15 protein-coding genes are annotated in these 24360 nt (G+C 62.3%); 3 read left to right on the top strand and 12 right to left on the bottom strand.

From position 1 onward, the window contains the following. Window positions 1–41: 41 nt before the first annotated feature. The 4 genes from ACZ92H_RS08175 to ACZ92H_RS08160 all read right to left on the bottom strand — a co-directional run bounded on the left by ACZ92H_RS08175 (window position 42) and on the right by ACZ92H_RS08160 (window position 7424). The gene (locus ACZ92H_RS08175) at window positions 42–1265 is read right to left on the bottom strand and encodes a GumC family protein (protein WP_465048942.1); all 1224 of its coding nucleotides are present in this window, start codon (window positions 1263–1265) and stop codon (window positions 42–44) included. Window positions 1266–1418: 153 nt separating this feature from the next. Next, the gene (locus ACZ92H_RS08170; RefSeq protein ID WP_465052354.1) at window positions 1419–3473 is read right to left on the bottom strand and encodes an SLBB domain-containing protein; all 2055 of its coding nucleotides are present in this window, start codon (window positions 3471–3473) and stop codon (window positions 1419–1421) included. Further along, complete coding sequence (locus ACZ92H_RS08165; RefSeq protein ID WP_465048940.1) at window positions 3383–6346, bottom strand: YjbH domain-containing protein; 2964 nt, start codon at window positions 6344–6346, stop codon at window positions 3383–3385. Before ACZ92H_RS08165 ends, ACZ92H_RS08170 begins: the two co-directional genes overlap by 91 nt. 373 nt (window positions 6347–6719) lie before the next feature. After that, entirely contained in the window at window positions 6720–7424 is a 705-nt protein-coding gene (locus ACZ92H_RS08160; RefSeq protein ID WP_131373358.1) for a DUF4197 domain-containing protein, read from the bottom strand. A 326-nt stretch (window positions 7425–7750) separates the two neighbouring features. Here ACZ92H_RS08160 and ACZ92H_RS08155 point away from each other — a divergent pair, with 326 nt between their 5' ends. Genes ACZ92H_RS08155 through ACZ92H_RS08145 form a run of 3 tightly spaced genes read left to right on the top strand, consistent with a single transcriptional unit; the run spans window position 7751 to window position 12834 of the window. Further along, a complete protein-coding gene (locus ACZ92H_RS08155) occupies window positions 7751–9079 on the top strand; it encodes an LLM class flavin-dependent oxidoreductase (protein WP_131373357.1) in 1329 nt (442 codons plus the stop codon). Then, window positions 9076–10407 carry an MFS transporter gene (locus ACZ92H_RS08150; RefSeq protein WP_465048939.1) on the top strand — a complete coding sequence of 444 codons (1332 nt, stop codon included), beginning with the start codon at window positions 9076–9078 and terminating at the stop codon, window positions 10405–10407. The genes ACZ92H_RS08155 and ACZ92H_RS08150 overlap by 4 nt, the downstream gene beginning before the upstream one ends. Window positions 10408–10443: 36 nt before the next feature. Further along, entirely contained in the window at window positions 10444–12834 is a 2391-nt protein-coding gene (locus ACZ92H_RS08145; protein ID WP_465048938.1) for a TonB-dependent receptor, read from the top strand. A gap of 6 nt (window positions 12835–12840) precedes the next feature. Here ACZ92H_RS08145 and ACZ92H_RS08140 read toward each other — a convergent pair whose 3' ends face one another. From ACZ92H_RS08140 to ACZ92H_RS08105, 8 genes are all read right to left on the bottom strand, one after another. Further along, entirely contained in the window at window positions 12841–14415 is a 1575-nt protein-coding gene (locus tag ACZ92H_RS08140; RefSeq protein WP_465048937.1) for a tetratricopeptide repeat protein, read from the bottom strand. 3 nt (window positions 14416–14418) lie between these two features. After that, complete coding sequence (locus ACZ92H_RS08135) at window positions 14419–16623, bottom strand: EAL domain-containing response regulator (RefSeq protein WP_465048936.1); 2205 nt, start codon at window positions 16621–16623, stop codon at window positions 14419–14421. Window positions 16624–16628: 5 nt separating this feature from the next. Next, entirely contained in the window at window positions 16629–18788 is a 2160-nt protein-coding gene (locus ACZ92H_RS08130; protein ID WP_465048935.1) for an HDOD domain-containing protein, read from the bottom strand. A gap of 203 nt (window positions 18789–18991) precedes the next feature. Next, entirely contained in the window at window positions 18992–20272 is a 1281-nt protein-coding gene (locus tag ACZ92H_RS08125) for a multidrug effflux MFS transporter (protein ID WP_465048934.1), read from the bottom strand. Between the two features lie 178 nt (window positions 20273–20450). Next, window positions 20451–21653 carry a THUMP domain-containing class I SAM-dependent RNA methyltransferase gene (locus tag ACZ92H_RS08120; protein ID WP_465048933.1) on the bottom strand — a complete coding sequence of 401 codons (1203 nt, stop codon included), beginning with the start codon at window positions 21651–21653 and terminating at the stop codon, window positions 20451–20453. A 282-nt stretch (window positions 21654–21935) separates the two neighbouring features. Next, window positions 21936–22553 (bottom strand): 2-hydroxychromene-2-carboxylate isomerase, encoded by a 618-nt coding sequence (locus ACZ92H_RS08115; protein ID WP_131373351.1) that lies wholly within the window; start codon window positions 22551–22553, stop codon window positions 21936–21938. Between the two features lie 9 nt (window positions 22554–22562). Then, entirely contained in the window at window positions 22563–23000 is a 438-nt protein-coding gene (locus ACZ92H_RS08110) for a CopD family protein (protein ID WP_131373350.1), read from the bottom strand. Between the two features lie 69 nt (window positions 23001–23069). Further along, entirely contained in the window at window positions 23070–24341 is a 1272-nt protein-coding gene (locus tag ACZ92H_RS08105) for a glutamate-5-semialdehyde dehydrogenase (RefSeq protein ID WP_131373349.1), read from the bottom strand. Between the last annotated feature and the right edge of the window lie 19 nt (window positions 24342–24360).

Genomic DNA, 24360 nt, shown 5'->3' with positions numbered 1-24360 from the left:
AATTAATCTCAAAATGAAAATCAATAAATAAAAATCTAAATTTATTTTACTTTTTTCCATTTGCAAAACATTTTAAATTGCTCAAATTTTTCCAAGTTCCTTGGATTGCTTTTTGAACTCCTGAAAGCTTCCGACAAAAAAGCCCAGAATATGGCAAAAATCGCGGCTAAAAACCCTGTAAAAATGACTATCACGCCGCGTGCCGGTTTTGATTTTTTATCAGGCACAACCGCACTATCCAGCACTTGCAATATTGAACCTTCTTTAGCCTCATCAACCTTAGAAATCTCCAGCTGCTTAGCCAACATTTCAAAAATTGTTTCTTGATACTTCACATCACGCACCCGACGGGTATATTCCAGCGCCAATTCAGGAACTGCACTGGTGGCAACCGAAATATCGCCTTTACCCGTATTCATCCCTGTTTCCAGCTTGCTCAATTGAGCTCGCAATCCGATCAATTCCTGTTGTATCTTTATATACTCTGGATTATTACTTGTAGAAAAGACTCGCATGGCCCCAAGCGCAACTTCCTTCGCTGCGATTTGCGCCTTAAGAGCAGCGGCAGCCTGAATAATCGCCTCGGCCTGTTCGTTCAGTTTGATTAAGCCCGTTTTTTCCTGTACCTGTTTCAACGCGACTTCTGCATCGGCCAATTCCAGTTTAGACTGCTTCAACTGCCGCTCAAAAAACAATCTACGTTGCGATGCTTCAGTCACTGCCAGCAATTTTGTCAGTTTTTGAAGTTCTTCTACATAAGCATTCGCCAAGCTGGCCGCAAGTTTTGGATCTTCATCGGTGACTTCAATAAAAATCAATCCGTCTTTTCCATTTACCATACTACTGGCTCTTTGAAGAGTGTTACGTGCTTCGGTTGCAAATTTCACGTCATACACGGACATCAAATTGAAACGTTTAATCAGATTGTCTGCAACAGTCCGACTGTTTAACATGCCTATATAAATATCATTTGGATTTTTCAGAGCCGATGCACCACCAGCCAATCCGCTCAACGCGCCCAGTTGCCCAAGCAAAGCACTTGATCCGGAATTCGACTGTGGCGGCAATACCTGAGTCTTTGCAGTATATTTATTGGAAACAGAAAGCGAAACTCCCACCGCAACCAGCATTGCAAAAAATGTCACCAGCAATATATTTCTTTTGTTTTTTGCCAAAATAATCGCTATATCAAGCAAACCAATTTCGTCGCTTTGCGCCTCAGCCTGCGCTTGATTATTCGGAAAATCATTCTTATCAGTCATCATTATTTTTATCCATATTTTCAATTTCCATCTTGCGATTTCATTTTAAATAATATTCAACCAGAATATTTTTCAGCAAAAATTCGACATGATTGGAAATTTTTTCAACAAATATAATCAAAGAAAATATTTGTACGTTCACCAGATAAATTCTGTCTAGTCTTTCAGCACTTTCAAGCCAGCGGCTCCCAAGCCAAACTGATAGAAAATAGCCGTCCAATCCTTCAGACTCTGCATGAACGTGCTGCGCTCGATCTTCTCCGGCACGACGACCGTATCACCAGGATTCAACGCCGTGCCGCCAATTCCGCTGAACCAGCCCGTTCCCTGGCCACTCTGCGCCGTGCCATCCGCACGGATCACGTACATCTCCGACTTATCCGCCGTGGAGGTCATGCCGCCGGCTTGCTGCACATAGTCGTTGACCGTGCGCTGTGGACGATACACAAAGGCGTTTTGCTGGAATACCGAGCCCAGCACATCCACCGTGCCGGGGCGGCGTGGGATCAGGATGGAGTCGCCGTCCTGCAGCGGCAGGTCGGGAAGATTCTTGACCTGCGTGTCGACGCCTGGCAAATCGAGAACGATGCGGCCTTCCGCCTTGACGGTGCGCAGTTTTTGCACGATACGGCGTTGTTGCTCCGCTTCTGCCGCAGTTTTTGCCGCGCTTTCCTTGTCGCCGGTTGCGGCCATGCGCTGGGTGGCGTTCGATTCCAGATCGCGCTCGAAACGGTCCGCCACCTGGTTCAATTTGATTTGCTGGGCGCGGCGCACGGATTCGCGGTTCAGCTGTGTCGCGTACAGGTAGCCGTTTTCATTGGCGCCGCCGACACGGGCGATCAGCTCGCGCAGGGTTTCGCCTTTCTTCAACAAGAAAATGCCGCTCTGCTTGGCTTCGCCGGCGACGCGCACGTATTCATTCTGGATCTGTGCCTGGACCGGTACGGCGCCGGGTGCAAACACGCGCAGAATATCGGCCGGCTTGACGGCAATGCCGGCCAGCTGATTGCTGGAGATGCCCTTGTCGGCCACCAGTTCCAGCACGGTTTTGTATTGATTCTCGATGTTCTTTTCAACTACCACCTGCTTGGTTTCAGCCGCCGAATCGAAGCCGCCGGCCCAGCTCATCACATCAGCCAACGTCGCGTTGCCTTTCAACTCGAAAATGGCTGGCTGTTTTACGCTGCCCGTCAGGGCCACCAGCGGGCCCACTTCAGGAATATAGATCACGTCGCCGTCACGCAAGGTGACATCGCGGCTCTTGTCGCCCTTGACCAGCATGTCATACAGGTCGAAGGTGCTGACGGTATCCTTGCCGCGCTTGAGTTGGATATTGCGCATGCTGCCGGTGGCGTCCGGTCCGCCCGAGGTAAACAGGGCGTTGAGCAGGGTGCTCATGGAATTGAGGGTATACGTGCCTGGACGCACGGCATGGCCGACCACGTACACTTGCACAGCACGCGTTTGCGCAATGCTGGCGGTCAGGTCGAAGTTGGTGTAGATCTTGCTGATCGCCTTCTTCAAGTACCCCTGCAAGTCCTTGTATTGCACACCGCTGACCTTGATGGAACCGACGCGTGGAATGAAAATCGCACCGCTGCGATCGACCGTGGCGCTGACATCGATATCGACCATGCCCCAGCCGCGTACCTGCAACTCGTCGCCCGTGCCGATCACGTATTCCTGGTTCACCTGGACGCCATCGAGCGGTGCAAAGGTGGATGGCACGTCGCTGAACAGTTCCTTGCCGAAGATACCCAATTTTTTGCCTGTCACGCCATCGACATACTCTTCGAAAGCGCCGACCTTGGCATCCGCCGCGGCCTGCTTGCTCAGATTATTCGCAGCCAGGCTTTTTGCCTGGCGTGCATCGCTGCGGCCACTACGAATGCTGGGCAAGCTGCTACCACCCAAGTCGTTCGATTGCGCACGGGACAAATCTGCGCGCGACGCGTCGCCGGCGCCAAAGTCCTGCCCGACGGCATAGGCAGAACTTGCGGCCAGCAGGCAAGCCGAGAAAATCACATGTTTCACGAAAGGCGGGGAAGTACGAAGTTGCTTTTTCATGCTGGTCTTTGTCTGGATGAGTGTTATATGAGTAAAGGGAGCGCCATGCGCGCTTAATACTTGCCCTGCCAGGTCACGCTGATTTCCTTCGGTCCGGGAGTGATCGACAGGCCCGATTTGCTCTGGTCGCGCTGCGCGTGCCACAACCAGCTGCCCATGGCATAGCCGATAATGCCGCCGGCCACCGTGTCCGAGACCCAGTGCTTGCGGCCAAAGACGCGGCCGGCGGAACCCACGGCCGCCACGCTGTACAGCCATGGCGCATCGTATTCCTTGGCAAATGGCGTCACGGCGGCAAAGCCGATGGCCGCATGCGCGGAAGGAAATGAGGAATTCGAGCGGGAACTGCCGCTGCCGACACGGCTCCACGCCCCGAGGTCTTCCTCTGGGCGGGCGCGGCCAAATGCATATTTGCCGGCCACCGCCACGCCCGTTGCCGCGGCAACGGATTGCAGCGAAATCAAGCCCGTATTTTGCATGCGGTCATCGCCCAGGGCGAAGGCAGCCGCGGCCGCACCCACTGCCGCGTAGGGCATGGCCTTGCCCAGCTTGTCCCAGTTGCGGTAGACCTTGGAATCTTCATGTTTCTTGACGAAACGGTCGACCGGTTTGTCGGCCAGCGCGGAAGCGACCACCACGCCGCCGACCACCGCCGTCGCCTTAAGCCATTCAGGGACGCTAGGCGTAGCGGAGGCAGATTGTTCCAGGCGCGCGCGCATGGCTGGCCATGGGCTGACGAATGGCCGGTCCGGTGGATTGACGGCAGGCAGGTGCTGTTCGTCTGGACGCTCGGCAAAGTTGCCCAGGCCATCGTAGCTATGCATGTCGGCGCGCGGGCGCTCGAACATGTCGTACAGGTCGCCAGGCGAGGCCACCATCTGGCCCACGTCGCGCGTCCATGGTGCGATGGCGAAGCCGGCGGTCGATTGCGTATCCATAGGCAACATGCTGTTCAGCGGCACGGACAGGAAAATGCCCCGGTCCTGGTAGGGCTTCGATGGCGTGCCCGGGCTGGTAATGTCGTTGCCGTTGGTATGCGTGTACCAGGCGCCCACTTCGATGCCGGACTGGAAGCGGCGCTTGAACTCCACGCGCACGCCCGTGTCTTTAGCCAGGAAGCGGCCGGCCCGGGCCGTCACGGTAATGTCGTGCGGCAAGCGGTAATGCAGGGAACCGATCGCCGTCACCGTCTTGTAGTCACGCGAATCGAGCAAGCCCTTGTAGCCACGTTGCTGCAAGGCGTCGACGGCCAGGTCGGCTGCCCAGCGGCTGTCCTTCGGCAGGTACAGTACCTGGCCGCCCGCGCCGCGGAACATGTCCTCATACAAGCCGGCCGACAGACGCGTATAGACGCGTTCGGCGGGATTGTCGTATTTGTTCAGCAAGACGCGGCTCAAGGAGAAGCGCCCGCCACGCAGGTATTCCGCCACATCCGTGCGCACGTGCGGCAAGTTACTGTTCGATGGCTGCTTGACGCCCGACACCGTTTCCAGCAATTGCAGGCTGGCGGCGCTGTTCAGGTACAGGCCATCGCCCAGGCGGCGGTCATAGTTGGCGACTGCCGAAATCGAATAGCGGAAGGCGCCACTCGGATCATTGAAGAAGAAGCCGACCTTGGGAGCGATCTTGAAACGGTTCGCTTCACGGTCCAGCGACTTGATTTGCACCACGTCGCCATCCACGCCGACGCCGACGGCCAGCTTGCCGTCATCCTTGAGGACGTCGGCGGCCTTGGCAGGCGGTGGAGCGGAAGCGGCTGGCGCACTGGTGGCCGCCGCCAGGTCGGGCGCGGCAGTGGCAGCAGTGACGGCAGGCACTGGCGCCGGTACGGCAACAGGTGCGGCGGCCACGACGGGTGCCGGCTTGTCGAGGAATTCCTGCAGCCAGCCTTGCTGCTCGTCGCGGATGACATCGCTCTTTTCCGGATAGCGCAGCAGCACGACATCGAGGAACGCCTTGCGGTCGATCCTGCCTGCCAGGTAATCGTTCAGCTTGGGCAGGTCGAAGAATTCGTAGGTGGCAATCGGCTGGTCCAGCTTGGTATACGTGATGCGCAGGGTGGTCACGCCCTGCGGCGTGAAGGCGACGGCCGTGCGCGCGGCACGGCCAACGGCGCGGCCCATGTTCGAGATGCGGCTGTTGGTCAGGCTCAGGCTGAGGACATTGCCTTCCTGCTCGACGCGGATATTCTTGTAATCCTGCTTCACGAGGGCATTCACCAAGTCGGCGCCGTAAACAGGGTCGCGGTGCCACTCTGCCTTGCTGGGCAGCGGCGGTGGATTCTTGTCGTCGACGAAATACGGCGGCTCATACACCTTGGGAATGAACTCGCGCTCGCCAAACGGAATGCTGATGAACGCGTTCACGCTGAACTGGTCGCGGTTGCGTGCCGCTTGCAAGGCAAGCCAGCCCCAGCGGTATTCCAGGCCGACAGAAGCGCCTTTGCGGCGCTTGCCCGCATTCGTTTCGCTGGCGCGGAAGTCGCGCAAGTAATTGGTTGTATCGTACTCGGCCACCACCGACCAGCGCGGCAATGCCGTCGGGGTCCAGCGTGCGCCGGCAAATACGCCATCGGGACGCTTGTGGGCATAGCCCAGGCTCGCTTCAATATTCTTGCTGGCACCAAAGGTCTTGGTGGCAACAACATATTGCCCCTTGAACAACTCGGTGCCGAACAGGTCCGTCATGCCGACAGCGACGGACGGCATCCATTCCGTTTCCGTCCACAGGCGCAATTTGCCGTCGACGACTTTATCCTTGTAGCGGCCATAGCCGCTGCCATATTCACCCGGCACATTGGTAAAGCCGGGAATGCCCGTGATCGACACATAGCGCCCCGTCATCTGCAGGAAAGGCAGGATATTTGCCGTCGCCCACAACTGGCCATACGGGCTATCGTAGCTATAGCCCACGCTGAAGGTACCGTCCGTTTCCACCACGGCGCTGGGCATGTTGATATAGCCCGACTGGCCGCCATGATTCGGCGTCGCCGCCATCGCCGCGGGCGCGCCAAGCACCAGACAGCCACACCAGGTATATTTGATTGATTTTCTGAGTACGCTTAACAAATCCGGCTACCTAAAATTTCCTGCACCTGGAATTCCTGACAATGTATTCAGAAAGTCAACGAGCCTGATGGAACGTGAATAAAACGAAAAAAGGCCAACCGACGGGCATTGCTTCATGCCACGCATCGGTTCGCCGCTAAAAACTGGGCATTCCCAAGCGGCCACTAATGTATTCACTAGTGTATTCACCATGGCCTCAGGAATTTATGTCGCAGAATTCTAACATTGTTTTCTTGTAGCAAATGCTTAACTTGTTTCCCTTGCGCCACACCTTTCCACACTGCGCCCACGCTGCCTGCAGGACTGCAAGACGCTAAAACAGTCACTTCAAGCTACCGAAGACTTTGCCGATAATCTTGCTGCCATAGCCTAACGGATTGCTGCGGATGGCTTTTTCTTCCTCGCCGATCATCAGGTACAGGCCATCGAGCGCGCGGTCGGTCACATAGCCTTCCACTGTCGACTGCTGCTGCGGCACCAGTCCCGTCTTGCCGATCTGGCTCATGGTGCTGTTGTATTTGCTGGCCAGGCCGGAGCGGTCCGTGACGGATTTTACGATCGGCAGGAATTTGACGGCCAATGGCGCCGACGTCTTCTGGCGGAAAAAGTCCGTCACCGAGGTATCGCCGCCGGACAGGATATTCTTGGCATCCGTCACGCTCATCGATTTCACCGCATCGAGCAGCAAGGGCTTGGCCATGGGCACGGCCGATTCGGCGGCGCGGTTCATCGACACCACCAGGTCGTCCAGCTGCTGGCCGCGCCCCGTCATCTTCAGCAGAGGCTTGGCCTGCTCCAGGATGCCCGGCAGCTTGATCTTGACCTTGTCATTGTTCAGGAAGCCGTTTTCGACACCCAGCTTGGCCACGGCGGCGGCGGACCCCGCATCGAGCGCCGCCTTGAGGCCACTGCTGGCTTCCTGATTGCTGAGGGCCGCGAGCGGGTTGGCAGCGCCAGCCATGGACGAGCACAGCGCCACGGCGCACGCGATGGCGGCACGGCGGCCGGGAAGAGAGTTCAGGCGCATATTCATCCTTTGTTTAAAAGCCAGCGGCGCATCGGGCGATTCTTGTCCCTCAGCATATCAAACCGCAGCCGCATCCACGCTTTTTGTCGCGCAAGAAATTCACCTGCGCACTGGCGCGGGAGCGCACGATACAACACATTCTGTTGTATTCGCGCACGTTTGAACGGTCGTGGACGGGATGCGGTCAGTGGCCTGCGTCTTGCTGGCCTCTGAAGGAGGCGTGGAGGTGGAGGAAACGCATATCCATATCCACTTATATTCGTTCGTCAAAGTTAACACTCTAGCTACGCTCTGGGCCTGTATTCATTTCTTTCAAGGAACGGCTCATGAGCAGTAGCAAGCGACAAATGCGGTTGGGGGCATTTTTGCAGGGTGTCGGGCATCACATTGCCGCCTGGCGTCATCCCGATGTCGACCCGGCAGAAGCAACGCGGCTGGAGCCGTTGAAGCACCTGGCGCGCGTGGCGGAGCGGGGCAAGTTCGACGCCATCTTCTTTGCCGACACGGTAGGCTTTCCCGAAGGCCCGCCCGCGCTGCTGGCGCGCGCCGCCCTGCCCTATTATTTTGAGCCGCTGACCCTGCTGGCTGCCTTGTCCGGCGCCACCGAGCATATCGGCCTGGTCGCCACCACCTCCGTCACCTATCTGCACCCGTTCCACCTGGCGCGCAAGTTCGCCTCGCTCGACCATATCAGCGGCGGGCGCGCCGGCTGGAACCTCGTCACCTCGGGCACCGACTGGGAGGCGAAGAGCTTCGGCCTGTCCGCGCAAGTGCCGCACACGGAGCGCTACCAGCGCGCGCGCGAATATGTCGATGTCGTCAAGGGCCTGTGGGACAGCCTGGGCGATGACCCCTACCTGTTCGACCAGGCCAGCGGCAATTTCTTCGACCCGGCCAAGCTGAAAGTCCTCGAGCACGAAGGCAAATACTTCAAGCTGCGCGGCGCCCTGCAATCGCAGCGTCCCGTGCAGGGCTATCCCGTGCTGATACAGGCCGGCTCCAGCGAGGATGGCCAGGAACTGGCGGCCGCCACGGCCGAACTGGTGTTTACGGCGCAGCAGACCCTGGCCGGCGCGCAAGCCTTCTACAGCGGTCTGAAGGCCCGCCTGGCCCAGCACGGCCGCGGCAACGACGAATTGCTGATCCTGCCGGGCGTGATGCCCATCATCGGCGCCACCGAGGAGGAGGCCAAGGCCCGCTATGACCAGCTGCAAGAGTTGATCGACCCTGTCATCGGCCTGGGCCTGCTGTCGGGACTGACGGGCGTCGACCTGAGCAAATATCCGCTCGACGAACCGTTCCCCGAGCTGCCCCTGGGCGAAGGCTGGCAAAGCCGCGTGCAGCTGTTCATCGACATGGCAAAAAAGGACAAGCTGACCTTGCGCCAGGTCTACCAGCGCGCCGCCGGGGCACGCGGCCACCGCGTCATCTGGGGCACGCCGTCCTCCATCGCCGACCAGCTGCAGGAATGGTTCGAGAACGGCGCCGCCGACGGCTTCAACATCCTCGCGCCCACTTTCCCGCATGGCCTGGAAGCCTTCGTCGACCTGGTGATCCCGGAACTGCAAAGGCGCGGCCTGTTCCGCACCGAATACAGCGGCCATACCCTGCGCGAACACCTGGGCCTGGCCCGGCCACTGGGACTGGCAGCATGAGCGCCGCCGTCCTGCCCGCGACGCCGCCAGCGCCAGCATCGCCCCCTGCCGCCACGCCAGCGAACGACTACCTGTTCGGCCGGCGCCGCACGGCGCAGACTTTCAGCCTGCTCTGCCTGCTGATGGTGTTCGACTTCGCCGACCGCATGATCCTCGCCGCGCTGATCCCCGCCATCAAGGCCGAGTGGCACATCACGGACGCCACTGCCGGCATGCTCAGTTCCATCCTGACCCTGGGCATGGTGCTGTGCGCGTTTCCCGCCTCGATCGCCATCGAGCGCTGGAGCCGCGTCAAGACGGCCAGCATCATGGGCGTCGTCTGGAGCCTGGCGTCGGCCGCCGGCGGCCTGGCGGGCAGCGTCACGCAGCTGGCCGCCAGCCGCGCCCTGGTGGGGGCCGGCGAGGCGGGCTACGCGCCAGTTGCCTACACCTGGATCAGCGCCGCCTTCCCCAAGCGCCGGCGCCAGCTGGCCCTGGGCCTGTTCTCCTCCGCGCAGCCGATCGGCATGGCGCTGGGCGTGGCACTGGGCGGCTATGTCGCCACGCACTACGGCTGGCGCCACGCGCTGGGCATCATGGCCCTGCCCGGCCTGCTGATCGCCGTGTGGCTGTACCGCGGCCAGGATTACCAGACCGTCAGCGTGCGCCAGATTGCCGCCAAATCCCCCGCCGAACCGGCGCTGCGCGGCCGCCTGGCCGTCATCGCCGGCACGCCGTCCTTGGTGTTCGCCTACCTGAGCGCGGCCATGGGCACCCTGCAATGGGTGCCGGCCGTATTCTTCCTGCCCACCTACCTGAACCGCTTCCACGATATCCCGGTGCAGCAGGCATCCTTCATGACCAGCGGCGTGATGCTGCTGTCGATCGTCGGCGTGCCGCTCGGTGGCTGGGTCATGGACCATTACAACCGCCGCAACGAACTGGCCAAGCTGCTGTTCCCCATCGCCGCCTCGCTGGCCGCCACCGCCATGCTGGGCAGCGCCTTCGGCATCGTGCAGGGCCTGGCATGGCAGTACGGCCTGGTGATCGCGGGCGCCTTTGTCGTCTCGGCCGCCGGTACGGGACCGCTGGCGATGACGCAGGAACTCGTGCACCCGGCCTTCCGCCCCTTCTCCGCCACCTGCGCCGTCGTCACCCTGCATTTGCTCGGCTCCGTGCCCGGCCCCGTGCTGGCGGGCCTGCTGTCGAACCGCTTCGGCCTCAATGACGCCCTGCTGGTCCTGGCGCTGGCCGGCGGCGCGCTGCAGCTGGGCACCTTGCTGCTGGCGCTGCGCTACTACCGGCGCGACCTGGGCAAAGTGGCACAACACCAGTTGCAGCCCTTGTAAAAAACACCGATCATCACGCTAAAAACAGGCTTAACGATGTCCAAGAAAAACCATCCCCTCGCACTGACTTCCGGCGCACTGCTGATCGCCGCCGTCTTCGGCCCCCTCGGCGCTGCGCGTGCCGATGATCTGCCAGCCGCCGGCGAACCCGCCGTGCACGATGGCGGCGAAGTGCAAAGCATCACCGTCACGGCACGCCGGCGCCAGGAAAAGGCGCAGGACGTGCCGGCGCCGATTACCGTCGTCAGCGGCGCCCAGCTCGAAGCCCAAGGCTTGTATCAGGTACAGGACTTGCAGCAGGCGCTGCCCAACGTCACCTCGCAATTTCTGCATGCGCGCCAGTCCAGCGTGGCCGTGCGCGGCATCGGCAACAACACGGCCAATGAAGGCCTGGAAGGCAGTGTCGGCATTTACCTGGACAACGTCTTCCTGGGCCGTCCCGGCCAGGCCGTGTTCGACCTGCTGGACCTGGAGCAGGTCGACCTGCTGCGCGGCCCGCAAGGCACGCTGTTCGGCAAGAACACCACGGCCGGCGTGCTCAATATCAGCACGCGCCTGCCCGCCTTCGAGCGCGAAGGCCACCTGGAAGTGTCGCTGGGCCAGCGCGGCTACCGCCAGTTCAAGGGAGGATATTCGGGTCCCGTCAGCGACACGGTAGCCGTGCGCATCGCCGCCTACGACACGCACGACGATGGCTGGCTGAAAAATCTGCAGGACAATCGCCGCTTCAATGAAATCAACCGCAAGGGCGTGCGCGCGCAGGCGCTGATCAGGCCGAGCCAAAATTTCAGCCTGCGCCTGATCGCCGAACACAATGAAGAGAATTCCAGCACCGGCACCCTGGTGCCGTACGCCTACGGCCCCCTGAACCGGGGCGCGGCCGGCGGCAGCCTGCCCACCAACGCCACCAGCTACGGCCTGTGGCTGCAAGCCAAGGGGGCGAGCAAGGTCATCTTCAATCCCTACGACTACAACGTCAGCATCGACGAGGAGCAGCAAGCCAAGGTACGGCAAAACGCCGTCTCGGCAGAGGCGAACTGGAAGATCGGCAGCGGTGCCGATGCCTATGCGCTGACGTCGATCACGGCCTGGCGCGACTGGCGTTTCGAACCGAAGAACGACCTCGATTCCAGCGATTTGAAAGCATTGACCGGCGGCTTCAGCACCAGCGAGCACCAGTTCTCGCAAGAGCTGCGCCTGGCGTCGCCGACGGGCAAATCCTACGACTATGTGCTGGGCGCCTACTTCTATCACCAGAAGACGGCCAGCTACAACCACTACGACACGGGGCCACTGGCGTCCGCCGTCTCGGGCGGCGGCTACCCGAACAACAATCTGATGTCGGGCAATGGCGAAGCGCAGACGGACAGCTACGCCGTATTCGGACAGGAAACCTGGCATCTCGCGCCCAGGCTGGACTTGAGCGCGGGCCTGCGCCTGAACTCCGAACGCAAGCAGGGGCGCGTGGTGCAAAACGCGCTGGGCAATCCTTCCCCGTACACGGCTTATCCGATCTTCGCTTTCTGGGACTCCGGCAAATTGAGCCGCACCGACAAGAACGTGGCCAGCCTGCTCAACGCCAGCTACCGGCTTGAGCGCGATGTGCTGACCTATGCCACCCTGTCGCAGGGCGAAAAATCGGGCGGCTACAACGTCAACGGCGTCGCCTCCGTCGGCTCGGCCTTTGGCGTGCAATCCATCATCATCGAGCCGGAAAAGGCGCGCAACCTGGACCTGGGCATCAAGACGGCCTGGCTGGACAGCCGACTCACCGTCAACGCGAATGTCTTCATCACCAAGGTCAAGGACTACCAGGGCGTCACGAACGTGCCGTATGCGCCGCTGGCCAGCTATATCGGCGTGCTGACGAACATCGGCGACCTGACCAGCAAGGGCTTCGAATTCGATGCGCGCGCCCGTTTGTCGCGCCAGCTGGAACTGGCCGTCAACGGCGCCTACACCAGCGCCACCTTCGACAACGGCACGGGACCGACGCCGTTCGAAACCTTCAATGACCTGGGCAATCCGCTCAATCCCCTGCAAGGCTACGGCAAGGGCAGCCGCAGCATCGCCGGCAACCGCGTCAATGGCGCGCCAAAATGGATCTTGAATACCAGCGTGCAGTGGCGCCAGAAACTCGGCGCGCAGGTGGAGCAGTACGCCAATGCCAACCTGGCGCTGCGTTCGGACAGCTTCGGCGACATCAACAACTCGCGCTATTCGCGCCTGCCCGGCTATGGCCTGGCCAACGCCAGCGTGGGCTGGCGCGTGGGCCAGGGCGACGCGCGCTGGGATTTCTCGCTGTGGGCGCGCAACCTGTTCGACAAGCGCTACTTCCTCGGTCTGACGGGCGTGGGGACGAATGCCTATGCGGCGTCGGCAGGCCAGCCGCGCACGGTGGGCGCCAGCGCGCGCTACGACTTTTAACGGGCGCTAATCGGCCAGCGCTTCCAGGCGCTGGCGCACCTGGATCAAATCGGTTTCACGCATGCGCGCCGCCGTCTGGCGCAGGGATTTTTCCGCGCCAGCCACGCCGGCCGCCACTGCCATCGACAGCCAGATATACGCCTGCTGCAAGTCGAGCGGGCCGCCCTGGCCGCTGGCGGCCATCAGGCCCAGGTTGAACTGGGCCCGCGCGTGGCCCTGGCGCGCGGCCAGCGCATACCAGTCCCAGGCGGCGGCATAGTCCTGCGGCACATCCTGGCCATTGTCATGCCGCAGGCCCAGCGCGAACTGCGCCAGGCTGTGGCCTTGCGCGGCGGCGCGGCAGTAGCAGGCGCAGGCCAGCTGGCTGTCCGGCGCCGGGCCATCGTCGCGGTCGTGCAGGGTGCCCTGCATGTACTGCGCCGGCGCGTAATCCTGCTCCGCCGCGCGGCGGTACCACTCCAGCGCCAGCGCCAGATCCTGCGGCACGCCCTGGCCATTCTCATGGCGCAGGCCCAGGTCGAACTGCGCCCGCACGTGGCCCTGTTCGGCCGCCTTGCGGTACCAGTACGCGGCTTGCTGCGCATCCTCCGGCATGCCCTGGCCATGTTCGTACAGGAGGCCCAACTGGTACTGGGCGGCGGGGAATCCCTGTTCCGCAGCCTGGCGGTAAAACGCCTGCGCCTGCGTGTAATCGTGCGCGCCATGCTCGTGGTGCAGGCCCAGGTTGTGCTGGGCCGCCGCATGGCCAAGTCCCGCCGCCTTCTCGTACCACTCCAGCGCCGCCTGTTTATCGCACGGCACGCCCAGGCCATTGTCATAGATCAGGCCCAGGTTGAATTGCGAGCTGGCGTGGCCCTGCTCGGCCGCGCGCCGGTACCAGGCAATCGCCTGCTGGCTATCCTGCGGCAGCACGTCGCCATTTTCATAGCGCAGCGCCAGGTTGAACTGGGCCGGCGCATATCCCTGCTCGGCCGCCTTGCGCAGCCAGGCCGTCGCCTGCTGGCGGTCCTGGCGCACGCCCTGGCCATTGTCATAGCGCAGGCCCAGGTTGAACTGCGCGCGCGCATAGCCTTGCACGGCCGCCTTGCGGTACCAGGAGACGGCTTGCACGAAATCCTGCGGCACGCCCTTGCCGTTGTCATACATCATGCCCAGGTTATTCTGCGCGCCCGCGTCGCCCTGCTCCGCCGCGCGGCTGAACCACAGCATGGCCTGGCCGCTATCCTGCGCAATGCCCTGGCCCTTGGCATACAGCCAGCCCAGGTTGTACTGCGCCGCCGCGTAGCCCTGTTCGGCCGCCTGCTGGTACCAGTGCGCGGCCTGGCCAAAATCCTGCGCCACGCCCTGCCCCTTCTGGCACATCACGCCCAGGTTGTATTGCGCATGTTCGAGCCCTTGCGCCGCAGCCAGGCCATACCAGTGCAGGGCCAGCGCATAGCTTTGCTCGGCGCCCTGGCCATTGAAATGCATGAAGCCCAGGCTGTGCTGGGCATTCGCATTGCCCTTCTCGGCCAGGCCTTTCAGGCGCAGATAGTCGGCCGTGTAATGCGCGGCCGTGTAGCGGGGAGCGGCAACAGGCATGGATCAGGCCTCGATGGCCAGCGCCTGCGGCGTGCCGGATGCGCTGCCGGCGATCAGGCGGTTCTGCTCCTGCAGCACGGCGATGAAGCTGCCCAGCGAGATGGGCCGGTGGTACAGATACCCCTGCATCGTGGTGCAGCCCTTGTCCTGCAGGTAGCGCGCCTGGCCTTCCGTTTCCACGCCCTCGGCGATCAGGTGCAAGCCCAGCCCGCGCGCGATCGAGATGATGGCCAGGATCACGGGATAGTGTCCGTGCTCGTCGTGGATTTCCTTCACAAACGACTGGTCGATCTTGATGGTGTGGATGGGGAAACGGTGCAAATACGACAGCGAGGAATAGCCGGTGCCGAAATCGTCGATGGCCACCGAGACGCCCAGCTGGCACAGCTTGTTCAACTGCTCGATGGCATATTGCGGATTGCGGATGCAGATGTTTTCCGTGATCTCCACTTCGATCTTTTCCGGTGCAATGCCATAGCGCGTCAGGGCGCCGCGCATCTTCTCGAAAAAGTCGCCGCGGTCCAGGTATTGCGGCGACAGATTCAGCGACAGGCGCACGGCCTCGCCGCCTGCCGCATTCCACTGCAGCAGGTCGCGGCACAGGGCGCCCAGCATCCAGTCCGAGATCGGCAGCATCAAGCCGTTTTCCTCGGCGAAGGGCAGGAATTCACCGGCCGTCAGCAAGCCGCGCTGCGGATGATTCCAGCGCATCAGGCCTTCGGCGCCGACGATACGGCCCGTCGTCACGTCCACCTGCGGCTGGTAATACATCTCCAGCTGGTTCAGTTCCAGCGCCTTGCGCAGGCTCTGTTCGAGCGCGATCTTCTGGTGCGACACGTCGAGCATGGACTCGTGATAAAAACTGTGGCCGTTCTTGCCCAGCGCCTTGACCTGGTACATGGCGATGTCGGCATGGCGCAACAGCTCATCGATGGTCTCGCCGTCGCCCGGATAGATGGCGATGCCGATGGACGCGGAAATGTGCACCTGGTTGCCATCGAGGTCGAAGGGCTGGTGCAGGCATTCGAGGAACTTGTCGGCGATCAGGCGCGCATCCTGGCGGTCGCGCAGCTCGGGCAGCACGATGGTGAATTCATCGCCGCCCTGGCGCGCCAGGGTATCGCCGCGGCGCAGGCAATCCTTCAGGCGCAGGGCCACCTGCTGCAGCAGTTCGTCGCCCTTCACGTGGCCAAGCGTATCGTTGACCAGCTTGAAGCGGTCCAGGTCGATGAACATCACGGCCAGTTCCGTCAGCTTGCGGCGCGCCTGGATCACGGCCAGGCCCAGGCGATCCTTGAACAGCATGCGGTTCGGCAGGTCCGTCAGAATGTCATGGTAGGCCTGGTAAGAGATCACCTCTTCGGCGCGCTTGCGGTCGGTAATGTCGCGCGCCACGCCATAGGTGCCGAAATATTCCTGCTTCCTCGCTTCGTGATCGAGGCTGTGCATGCCGATCGAATTGAGGGGGATCGTCATCAGGGTATTGCTGAAAGTCCGGTCGCTGCCGCTGCCGCTATGGCACTTCAGGCGCAGTTCCACATTGCGCGAGGAGCGCTCGTCGATGCGGCGCTCGCTGAAGGCATAGCGCGCGCGCTCCTGGTCTTCGTCGTGCACGAGGATCGAGTAATGGCTGCCGATCAGCTCTTCGCGGCTAAAGCCCAGCAGCTGGTGCACGCGGTCGTTGATGAAGGTGATGCGGCCCTCGTGGTTCAGGGTGTAGATGATGTCGGGCGAGCTGTCGACCAGGTAGCGGTACATCTTTTCCGAATTTTCCAGCTGCAGCGCGATGCGCTCGTTCTCCAGCGCCAGCTTGCGCTTCTGCAGCGCGTTTTCCACCGTCTTGAGCAGCTCCTCGCGGCTGTACGGCTTGCGCAGGTAGTCGTAGGCGCCGCGTTTCAGGGCGCCGATGGCCGCCTCGATGCCGACATCGCCGCTCATGACGATCACGTCGCCCTCGATGCCGCGCCGGTTGATATGGTCCATGATTTCATGGCCGCTCATGTCGGGCAGGCGCAGGTCCAGCAGGATCAGGTCGAAGCGCAGTTTCGACAGCTGCGCCAGCGCCTCGCTGCCGCAGGTGGCCGTATACAGCTGGTAGCCGAGGCCCTTCAGCAGTTCGTGCAGGGAGGCGAGCAGGCGCGGTTCATCATCGACCAGCAGGATGCGCGGACTGTTTTCCAGGTCAAACGGAGTAGCGGAGGAGTTCATGGACGTTACGAAGATAAGGCGGTCTTGCCGGGCGCGGGCAGCGCGCTGGATGCGGCGGCGCTCTGCGGCTGGGGAATGGGCAGCAGGATTTCAAACGAGGTACCGGACTTGCTGCTGCGGCAGCCGATCACGCCATGCAGGCGCGTGACCAGGTCATGCACGATGGACAGGCCCAGGCCATGATGCGCGCCTTCCTTGCTGCTGCGTACTGGCGAGAACAGATTGGCCAGTACCTCGGGCGACAAGCCGGCGCCATTGTCGCTGACGCACAGTTCCAGGTACAGGCGCCGGTCGCGGTTAACGTGGCCACGGTTCGTCACCTCGATGCGCCCGCCGTCGGGCAAGGCTTCGACGGCATTTTTCAGCAGGTTGAGCAGGATCTGCTTGAGCGTGTCGGCGTCGGCTTCCACCTCGCTGGGCGCATCGTGCATGCGCGTGACCACTTCGACCTTCGCCGGCAGGAACTGCGTGGCGCGGAACAGCCGCAGCACGTCGTCGACCACGCGCGCGCTGTCGGTGACGCCGCCCGCCGCCACCGGCTGCAGATCGGCCAGGCCGTTGATCAACTGGCCGACCCGGTCGATCTCCTCGTTCAGGATCGACATTTCGCCCGCCACCGGTTCCTGTTTCTCCAGCTTGTGATCGAGCACGCTCAGGTAGTTCTTGATGATGGACAGCGGATTGTTCACTTCATGCACCACGCGGCGCGACGCTTCGCGGTATTCCTCGGCCACGTGATCGAGCTGGCGCCGCGCCATGCCACGCGCGCTGATCGCCGTTTCCAGCGCGCTGGCGGCCTGGTTGCCGAAGGCGCGCAGGAAGCCTTCGCGCTTCTGGCAGGCGGGAATCTGCCACGCCGCCACGCCGCCTATCAGCACGCCCAGGCTGCGCTGGCCCGCCACCAGCGGCAGGCACACCAGACTGTCCGTGCCGAGGATGCGGAACAGCTGCTCCTCGACGATGCCCAGCGCGGGCATGTCGCGCTTCAAAAAGGCCGGCTGGCATTCCAGCGACGACGCGGCCAGCGGCCCGCCCCGGGCCAGCGGAATGGAAAAGCCGGCCAGGCGCTGCTGCTGTTCGCCCGCCGCCACGCCGACGAGCGCGTGGCCGGTGGGGTTTTGCAGCAGGATGACGGTGGTTTCGAAATCGAACAGGATGCGCGCCGAGCGCGTGATGGCTTCCAGCAGCTGCGTCTCGCCCTGCTGGCGGGCGAAGGTCTGCCCCATTTCCGATACCAGCACCATGTTGCGCACTTCGTCGGACAGGCGCTGCTGAACCGGATCGACGGGCGGCGGCGCAAACGCGGGCGGCACGACGATATCGTCGGCGCCGGCCAGGTCGATGCCCAGGTGCTGCGCGGCCTGCTCCACCTGGCGCGCGACGCTGCCGATCAGGCTTTCCAGCACTTCCTCGTCCAGCGCGCACAGGCGTGCCGCCTGCGTGATGGACTCGACATCGTCGGCATGGCAGCACAGCAGATGCGCCAGGCGCACGATGCGGATCAGGGGATGGCTCGCTTCCAGGCGCGCCAGCGGTTCATGGTGATACAGCACGCTGTCGGCCAAGAAGGAATCGAGGTGCCAGCGTTCGATCAGCCAGGCGCCCGCTTCGGCATGCGTGATCTGCAAGGTGCGCTGCTCCACCGCGCACAGGGCCGCATCGTCGCGCGCCGTGAAGTTGAAGGCATATTCCTTCGGCGCCGTGGCCAGCAAGGCCAGGCGGCCCACGTTGTGCAGCAAGCCGGCCAGGTAGGCTTCTTCCGCGTGCGGATACGCCATGGCCTTGGCCAGCGCGCGTGCCATGACGGCGGCCGACAGCGAATGCTTCCAGAAGGCGCGCAAGTCGGTGCTGCCGGAATGCGGAAAGCTGTTAAAGGTCTGGAACACGGATTCGCTGATGACGAGGGTCTTGATCATGTCCGTGCCCAGCGACACGAGCGACTGTTCCAGGCTGACGACCTTGCCCTGGCGGTGGTAGGCGGAGCTGTTGGCCACGCCGAGGATCTTGCTGGTCATGCCCGCATCCTTGGCGATCAGGGCAGCCAGTTCCGGCATGCCGGCATCGTCGGCCTGCAGGTGGGCGATCAGCTTGAGGAGAATCTGCGGCATGGCCGGCAGGCGGGCAATCAGCAGGCGATTGCGAATATCTTGATCGGATTGATGCATCGTATCAGGCATTGCCGGTTCGATAAGGAAGAGCGCTCAGCAGCGAAGCGCGGCCACGTTCAGAGGAATCCTCCACTCCTGTAACCAAAAAATAGACTGCCTGAGAGGATGCCGGGAAAAAAGTCATCTTATCATAAGCGCCGGATATTACTTGCAATATAGAAAATTAAGTTGAAATAAATCCAGCGTTCTGCAGTGGAAACTTATCGCTTCAAGGGGCCCAGCAAGCGGTGGCGGAAGCGGCGCGAAATCAGCCACAGCGCCAGCGCCAGGCCGGTAAATGCCAGCTGGCCCGACGCCAGCCACAGCACGGAACCGGACAGCAGCGGCGAAATCACGCCCGCGACCACCGCGCCCAGCAGGGTGCTGGCAAACGACTGGCACGAGGCCACCGTGCCGCGGATATGCGGGAACAGGTCCAGCGCCAGCAAGGTTGCGCCCGGCCCCACCAGCGACATGCCGAAGGTGTAGAAGAACAGGGGCAGCACCGACCATGGCAGCGACGGCGGCAGGAACAGGTGGAACACCACATTGACGCTGGCGGCGCACAGCAGGAAAGTAAAACCGATGCCGATCTGGCGCGCGAACGTGACCTTGCCGGCGATGCGGTTGGCCGCCGCGGCGCCGAGGAAGATGCCGCTCACGCAGGGGATGAACAGCCAGCCGAACTGCGACGGCCCCAGGCCCAGCTGCTTGGGCAGCATTTCCGGCGCGGCCGTGATGAACAGGAACAGGCCCGCGAAGTTGAGAGCGACGATGCCGGCCTTGATGTGGAACAGGGGCGAGCGCAGGATCTGGCCATAGCTCGATGCCAGGAAGCGGGGATTGAAGGGCTGGCGCTTTTCCAACGGCAGGGTTTCCGGCAGGCGCCAGTAGCAGAACGCCAGCAGCACCACCGTGTAAAAGGCGAGGAACAGGAAGATCGAGCGCCAGTCGAACCAGATGACGATCCAGCCGCCCAGGATGGGCGCCACGGCGGGGGCGATGGAAAAGATCATCGTCACCAGCGACAGCAGGCGCGCCGCCGCCGCATCCGAGTACAGGTCGCGGATGATGGCGCGGCTGATTACCACGCCCGCACCGGCCGAAACGCCTTGCATGATGCGGAAGAACCACAGGTAATGCACCGTGTGCGCCGAGGCGCAGCCCAGCGAGCCGATGGAAAACATCAGCAGGGACACGAGAATGACATTGCGCCGGCCGAAGGTATCCGAGATCGCGCCATGCCATAGCACCATGCCGGCAAAGGCCAGCATGTAGAACGTCAGCGACTGCTGCACTTCCAGCGGCGAGGCCTGCAGCGAACCCTGGATCGCGCCGAACGCGGGCAGATAGGTGTCGATCGACAAAGGCCCCAGCATCGACAGGCCGGCCAGCATCATCGCCAGCGCACCGCGGCTCAGGGGCGCCATGTGGCTGGGAGTGGGCGGCGGAACGGGCGTAACCGGGTCTGGCGGCACATCGGCCGGTGGGGTGGGAAACATGGCGGGTCCAAGTGGCGCGCGGACCGGCATGAGTCCGCACGCGTGATACAGCATTTTTTAGCGCGTAAAACATCTGAGAAAACCGTAGCGAGCGGTCGCCGGTGTGGCCGAGAAGCGCAACCGTACGAAAGTACGGTGAGCATCGCAAGCCGCAAGTGGCAACGCGCAGCAGGTTTAATCAGATGTTTTTTGGTTTGGCTTCTTCTCTACGGTTGTAGCCGGCGACCATATCGAAGCGGAACAGACGGCATTCCAGCGCACCGTTGAAGAATGGCGTCTTGCGCGCTTCCTTCAGACGCAGCAGCTTGGGCAGGCCCAGGTCGGCCGTGAAGAGGAACACGGTCCAGCCGGCGAAGCGCTGCTTCAGGGTGGTGCCCATGGCCGAATAGAAGGAGGTCGACAATTCATCTTCCGGGATGGTGCTGTCGCCGCGCACGCCGATACGCTCGCCGTACGGCGGGTTGGTCAGCATGATGCCTGGCACCTCGCTTGGCGGCTTGACTTCCTGCGCCTCGATCTGTTTCAGCGGCACCTCGAAGCGCACGCCGGCGCAACGCAGGTTGTGGCGCGTCATGGCCACCATGTCGCCCGAAATATCGCTGCCGAAGATGGTCGGCTCGGCCGGCAGCGGATTGGCCTTGATGGCGTTTTTCATGGCATTCCACGGCGCCGGATCGAAGTCGTGGAAGTTTTCAAACGCGAACTGGCGCGCAGCGCCTGGTGGTATGCCCTGCAGCATCTGCGCCGCTTCTGCCAGGATGGTGCCGGAACCGCACATCGGGTCGAACAGCACCATGCCCGGCTTCCAGCCGGACACGCGCAGCAGGCCGGCGGCCAGGTTTTCGCGCAGCGGCGCGTCGCCCGTCTCTTCGCGCCAGCCGCGCTTGAACAGGGCTTCGCCCGAGGTATCGAGGTAAACTGTGAACGTGTGCGCGTCGAGGAAACCGACGATGCGCATGTCCGGCGTCTTGGTGTTGACCGACGGGCGCTCGTTGAACTGGTCGCGGAAGCGGTCGCAGATCGCATCCTTGATCTTCAAGGTGGTGAATTCCAGGCTGCGCAGCGGCGACTTGACGGCCGTGACGTCGACGCGGATCGTGTGATGCACGCCGAACCAGTCTTCCCAAGGCTGCGCCAGGGTCAGGTCATAGATATCATTTTCCGTCTTGTAGCCGGAATGGGCCATGCGCATCAGCACGCGCGAGGCGATGCGCGAATGCAGGTTGATGCGGTAGGCATCGAGCAGGTCGCCCGAGCAGTGGACGCCGCCCGGCACCTGGTTGTGGACCTTCATGGTCGAACTATCCTGGGCGATCTCGCCCAGTTCCTCGGCCAGCGCCGCTTCCATGCCGCGCGGGCATGGGCAAAAATATGAAGCCATGGTGTACCTTTTATCCGTTGTAGTGAACACCCGCAGGCACCTGCTGCGCGGCACGACGCTCGCCCGGCGATGCTCGCCGTACCTTCGTACGGCTGCGCTTCTCGGACAAGCGGCGATCCGCTCGCGACGGTGCCTGCGGGTGTCGTTACTTTTTACTGCATTAAAAAACTACTCTGCTAAAACTACTGCTGACTTACTTCACTGCCAGCCGACATGCGCCGCTGACTGAGCTGGTCGGATGACGCGCGCGGCGCCAATCCGACCTACATCCTGCTTTTTTGTTTACGATTTCTCCAGCGCGCGCTCGACAAAGTCGAGCCTGTCCTGGCCCCAAAAGCCTTCGCCATCGACGATGTACCACGGCGAGCCGAAGACGGAAGCGGCGGTGGCCGCTTCGGTGTTGGCGTCGTATTCCGCCTGCACGCTGGCCGTCTCCGACGTTTTCAGCAACTGGCGGCCTTCGAAACCCGCGTCAAGCGCGATCTGCACCAGCGTTTCTTCGTCGCCGATATTGCGCTCTTCCGCCCACAGTCCGCGCATGATGGCGTGCGCCAGGTTCAGCGATGCTTCCACGCCATGCGCCAGGCGCGTGGCGATGATCAACTTGGCCGCCGCTTCCGGCGAGACGGGGAAAAATTTCGGCTGCAGATTCAAAGGCACTTGCAGGAAGGCCGACCAGCGCGCCAGTTCGGCCAGGCGGTAGGCCTGGCGCTGCGGCGCGCGCTTGGCCAGCGGCAGGCCGCCCGAGACGCTGAAGACCTTGCCCAGGTCGAAGGGCCGCACGTCGATCTGCGCGCCCGTCTTGGCCGCGATGGCCATCAGGCGGGCGTGACCCAGGTAGGTCCATGGCGAATGGGGCGCAAAAAAATACTGGACCACCTTGTTCTGGCTTGCACTCATCTCGTCTCCTTAGAACGGCTTGACCACGACCAGCACGACGACGGCCAGCAGCATCAGCGCTGGCACTTCGTTGAAATAGCGGAACCAGGTGTGGCTGCGTTTATTCAGGCCTTTTTCAAACTTGCGCAGGATGGCGCCGCAGGCGTGGTGGTAGCCGAGCAGCAGCACCACGAAGGTCAGCTTGGCGTGCATCCAGCCCGGCATCTTCATGCGGCCTTCGCCACCGCCATACAGCATCCACATCAGCGCCAGTCCCAGCACCATCGCCGGCAGCGCCAGCAGGGACATGAATCGGTACAGCTTGCGCGCCATCAGCAGCAGGCGCTCCGTGGCCACCGTTTCCGTCTCCGTCGCCAGGTTCACGAAGATGCGCGGCAGGTAAAACAGTCCGGCGAACCAGGAAATGACGAAGAAGATGTGGAAGGCTTTAATCCAGAGAAAGAGCATGGGGTTCCCAGTGTCAGAGATAGCGTGGAAGGAGAGCGCGGGCTGCCTCGCGGGCCGCCCGCGAAAGAGTTACTTGCGCACTTCACCGTGGCCAAAGACCACGTATTTGAGCGAGGTCAGGCCTTCCAGCCCCACGGGACCGCGCGCATGCAGCTTGTCGTTCGAGATGCCGATTTCGGCGCCCAGGCCATACTCGAAACCGTCGGCGAAGCGCGTCGAGGCGTTCACCATGACGGAGGCCGAATCGACTTCGCGCAGGAAGCGCAGCGCATCGCTGTAGTCTTCCGTGATGATGGACTCCGTGTGCTTGGACGAATACCGGTTGATATGGTCCATCGCCTCGTCGATGCCATCGACGACCTTCACCGACAAAATCGCCGCCAGGTACTCGGTGGACCAGTCTTCCTCGGTGGCGGGCACCAGGTGCGGGTAGGCAGCGGCGGCCAGGATCGCGTGGCTTTCCGCATCGGCGCGCAACTCCACCTGCTTGGTCAGGTACAGCTCGGCCAGCTGCGGCAGCACGACAGGCGCGATGGCGCGCGACACCAGCAGGGTTTCCATGGTGTTGCAGGTGCCGTAGCGGTGGCACTTGGCGTTGAAGCCGATGTCCAGCGCCTTCTTGATGTCGGCCTTGGCGTCGATGTACACGTGGCAGATGCCGTCGAGGTGCTTGATCATCGGCACGGTGGCCTCGTTCATCAGGCGCGCGATCAGCCCCTTGCCGCCGCGCGGCACGATGACATCGACGAATTGCGGCATGGTGATGAGGGCGCCGACGGCGGCGCGGTCGGTGGTGTCGATCACTTGCACGGCATCGGCAGGCAGGCCGGCGCCAGCCAGGCCTTCCTGCACCAGCCTGGCCAGCGCGCGGTTGCAATGGATGGCTTCCGAGCCGCCGCGCAGAATCGTCGCGTTGCCGCTCTTGATGCACAGGCCGGCCGCGTCCACCGTCACGTTCGGACGCGCTTCATAGATGATGCCGATGACGCCCAGCGGCACGCGCATCTGCCCGACCTGGATGCCCGTCGGGCGGAATTTCATGTTCGAGATCTCGCCGATCGGGTCGGCCAACGAGACGATCTGCGTCAGGCCTTCGACCATCGTGGCGATGGCCGCATCGGACAGGGTCAGGCGGTCGAGCATGGCCGGCGCCAGGCCGGCGGCGGCAGCCGCGTCCAGGTCGCGCTGGTTGGCCGCGCGCAGCAGGTCGGCATCGCGCACGATGGCTGCGGCGATCAGGGTCAGGGCGCGGTTGCGCGTGGCGCTGTCGGCACGCGCCATGGCGCGCGACGCGGCGCGTGCGCGCGTGCCCACGTCCTGCATGTATTCGGTGATATCCATCATCTTGTCCATATGTCGG

The sequence above is a fragment of the Janthinobacterium foliorum genome, from assembly GCF_978021625.1.
Note: the sequence above shows the minus strand (reverse complement) of the source record. Positions and strands in the feature narration are given on the sequence as shown.

Excerpts from the sequence above, each read along its gene's own strand:
- ACZ92H_RS08150 (WP_465048939.1), top strand. The coding sequence starts at position 9,076 with ATGAGCGCCGCCGTCCTGCCCGCGACGCCGCCAGCGCCAGCATCGCCC.
- ACZ92H_RS08135 (WP_465048936.1), bottom strand. The coding sequence starts at position 16,623 with ATGAACTCCTCCGCTACTCCGTTTGACCTGGAAAACAGTCCGCGCATC.
- ACZ92H_RS08145 (WP_465048938.1), top strand. The coding sequence starts at position 10,444 with ATGTCCAAGAAAAACCATCCCCTCGCACTGACTTCCGGCGCACTGCTG.
- ACZ92H_RS08115 (WP_131373351.1), bottom strand. The coding sequence starts at position 22,553 with ATGAGTGCAAGCCAGAACAAGGTGGTCCAGTATTTTTTTGCGCCCCAT.
- ACZ92H_RS08175 (WP_465048942.1), bottom strand. The coding sequence starts at position 1,265 with ATGATGACTGATAAGAATGATTTTCCGAATAATCAAGCGCAGGCTGAG.
- ACZ92H_RS08160 (WP_131373358.1), bottom strand. The coding sequence starts at position 7,424 with ATGCGCCTGAACTCTCTTCCCGGCCGCCGTGCCGCCATCGCGTGCGCC.
- ACZ92H_RS08130 (WP_465048935.1), bottom strand. The coding sequence starts at position 18,788 with ATGCATCAATCCGATCAAGATATTCGCAATCGCCTGCTGATTGCCCGC.
- ACZ92H_RS08155 (WP_131373357.1), top strand. The coding sequence starts at position 7,751 with ATGAGCAGTAGCAAGCGACAAATGCGGTTGGGGGCATTTTTGCAGGGT.
- ACZ92H_RS08120 (WP_465048933.1), bottom strand. The coding sequence starts at position 21,653 with ATGGCTTCATATTTTTGCCCATGCCCGCGCGGCATGGAAGCGGCGCTG.
- ACZ92H_RS08125 (WP_465048934.1), bottom strand. The coding sequence starts at position 20,272 with ATGTTTCCCACCCCACCGGCCGATGTGCCGCCAGACCCGGTTACGCCC.
- ACZ92H_RS08105 (WP_131373349.1), bottom strand. The coding sequence starts at position 24,341 with ATGGATATCACCGAATACATGCAGGACGTGGGCACGCGCGCACGCGCC.
- ACZ92H_RS08140 (WP_465048937.1), bottom strand. The coding sequence starts at position 14,415 with ATGCCTGTTGCCGCTCCCCGCTACACGGCCGCGCATTACACGGCCGAC.
- ACZ92H_RS08110 (WP_131373350.1), bottom strand. The coding sequence starts at position 23,000 with ATGCTCTTTCTCTGGATTAAAGCCTTCCACATCTTCTTCGTCATTTCC.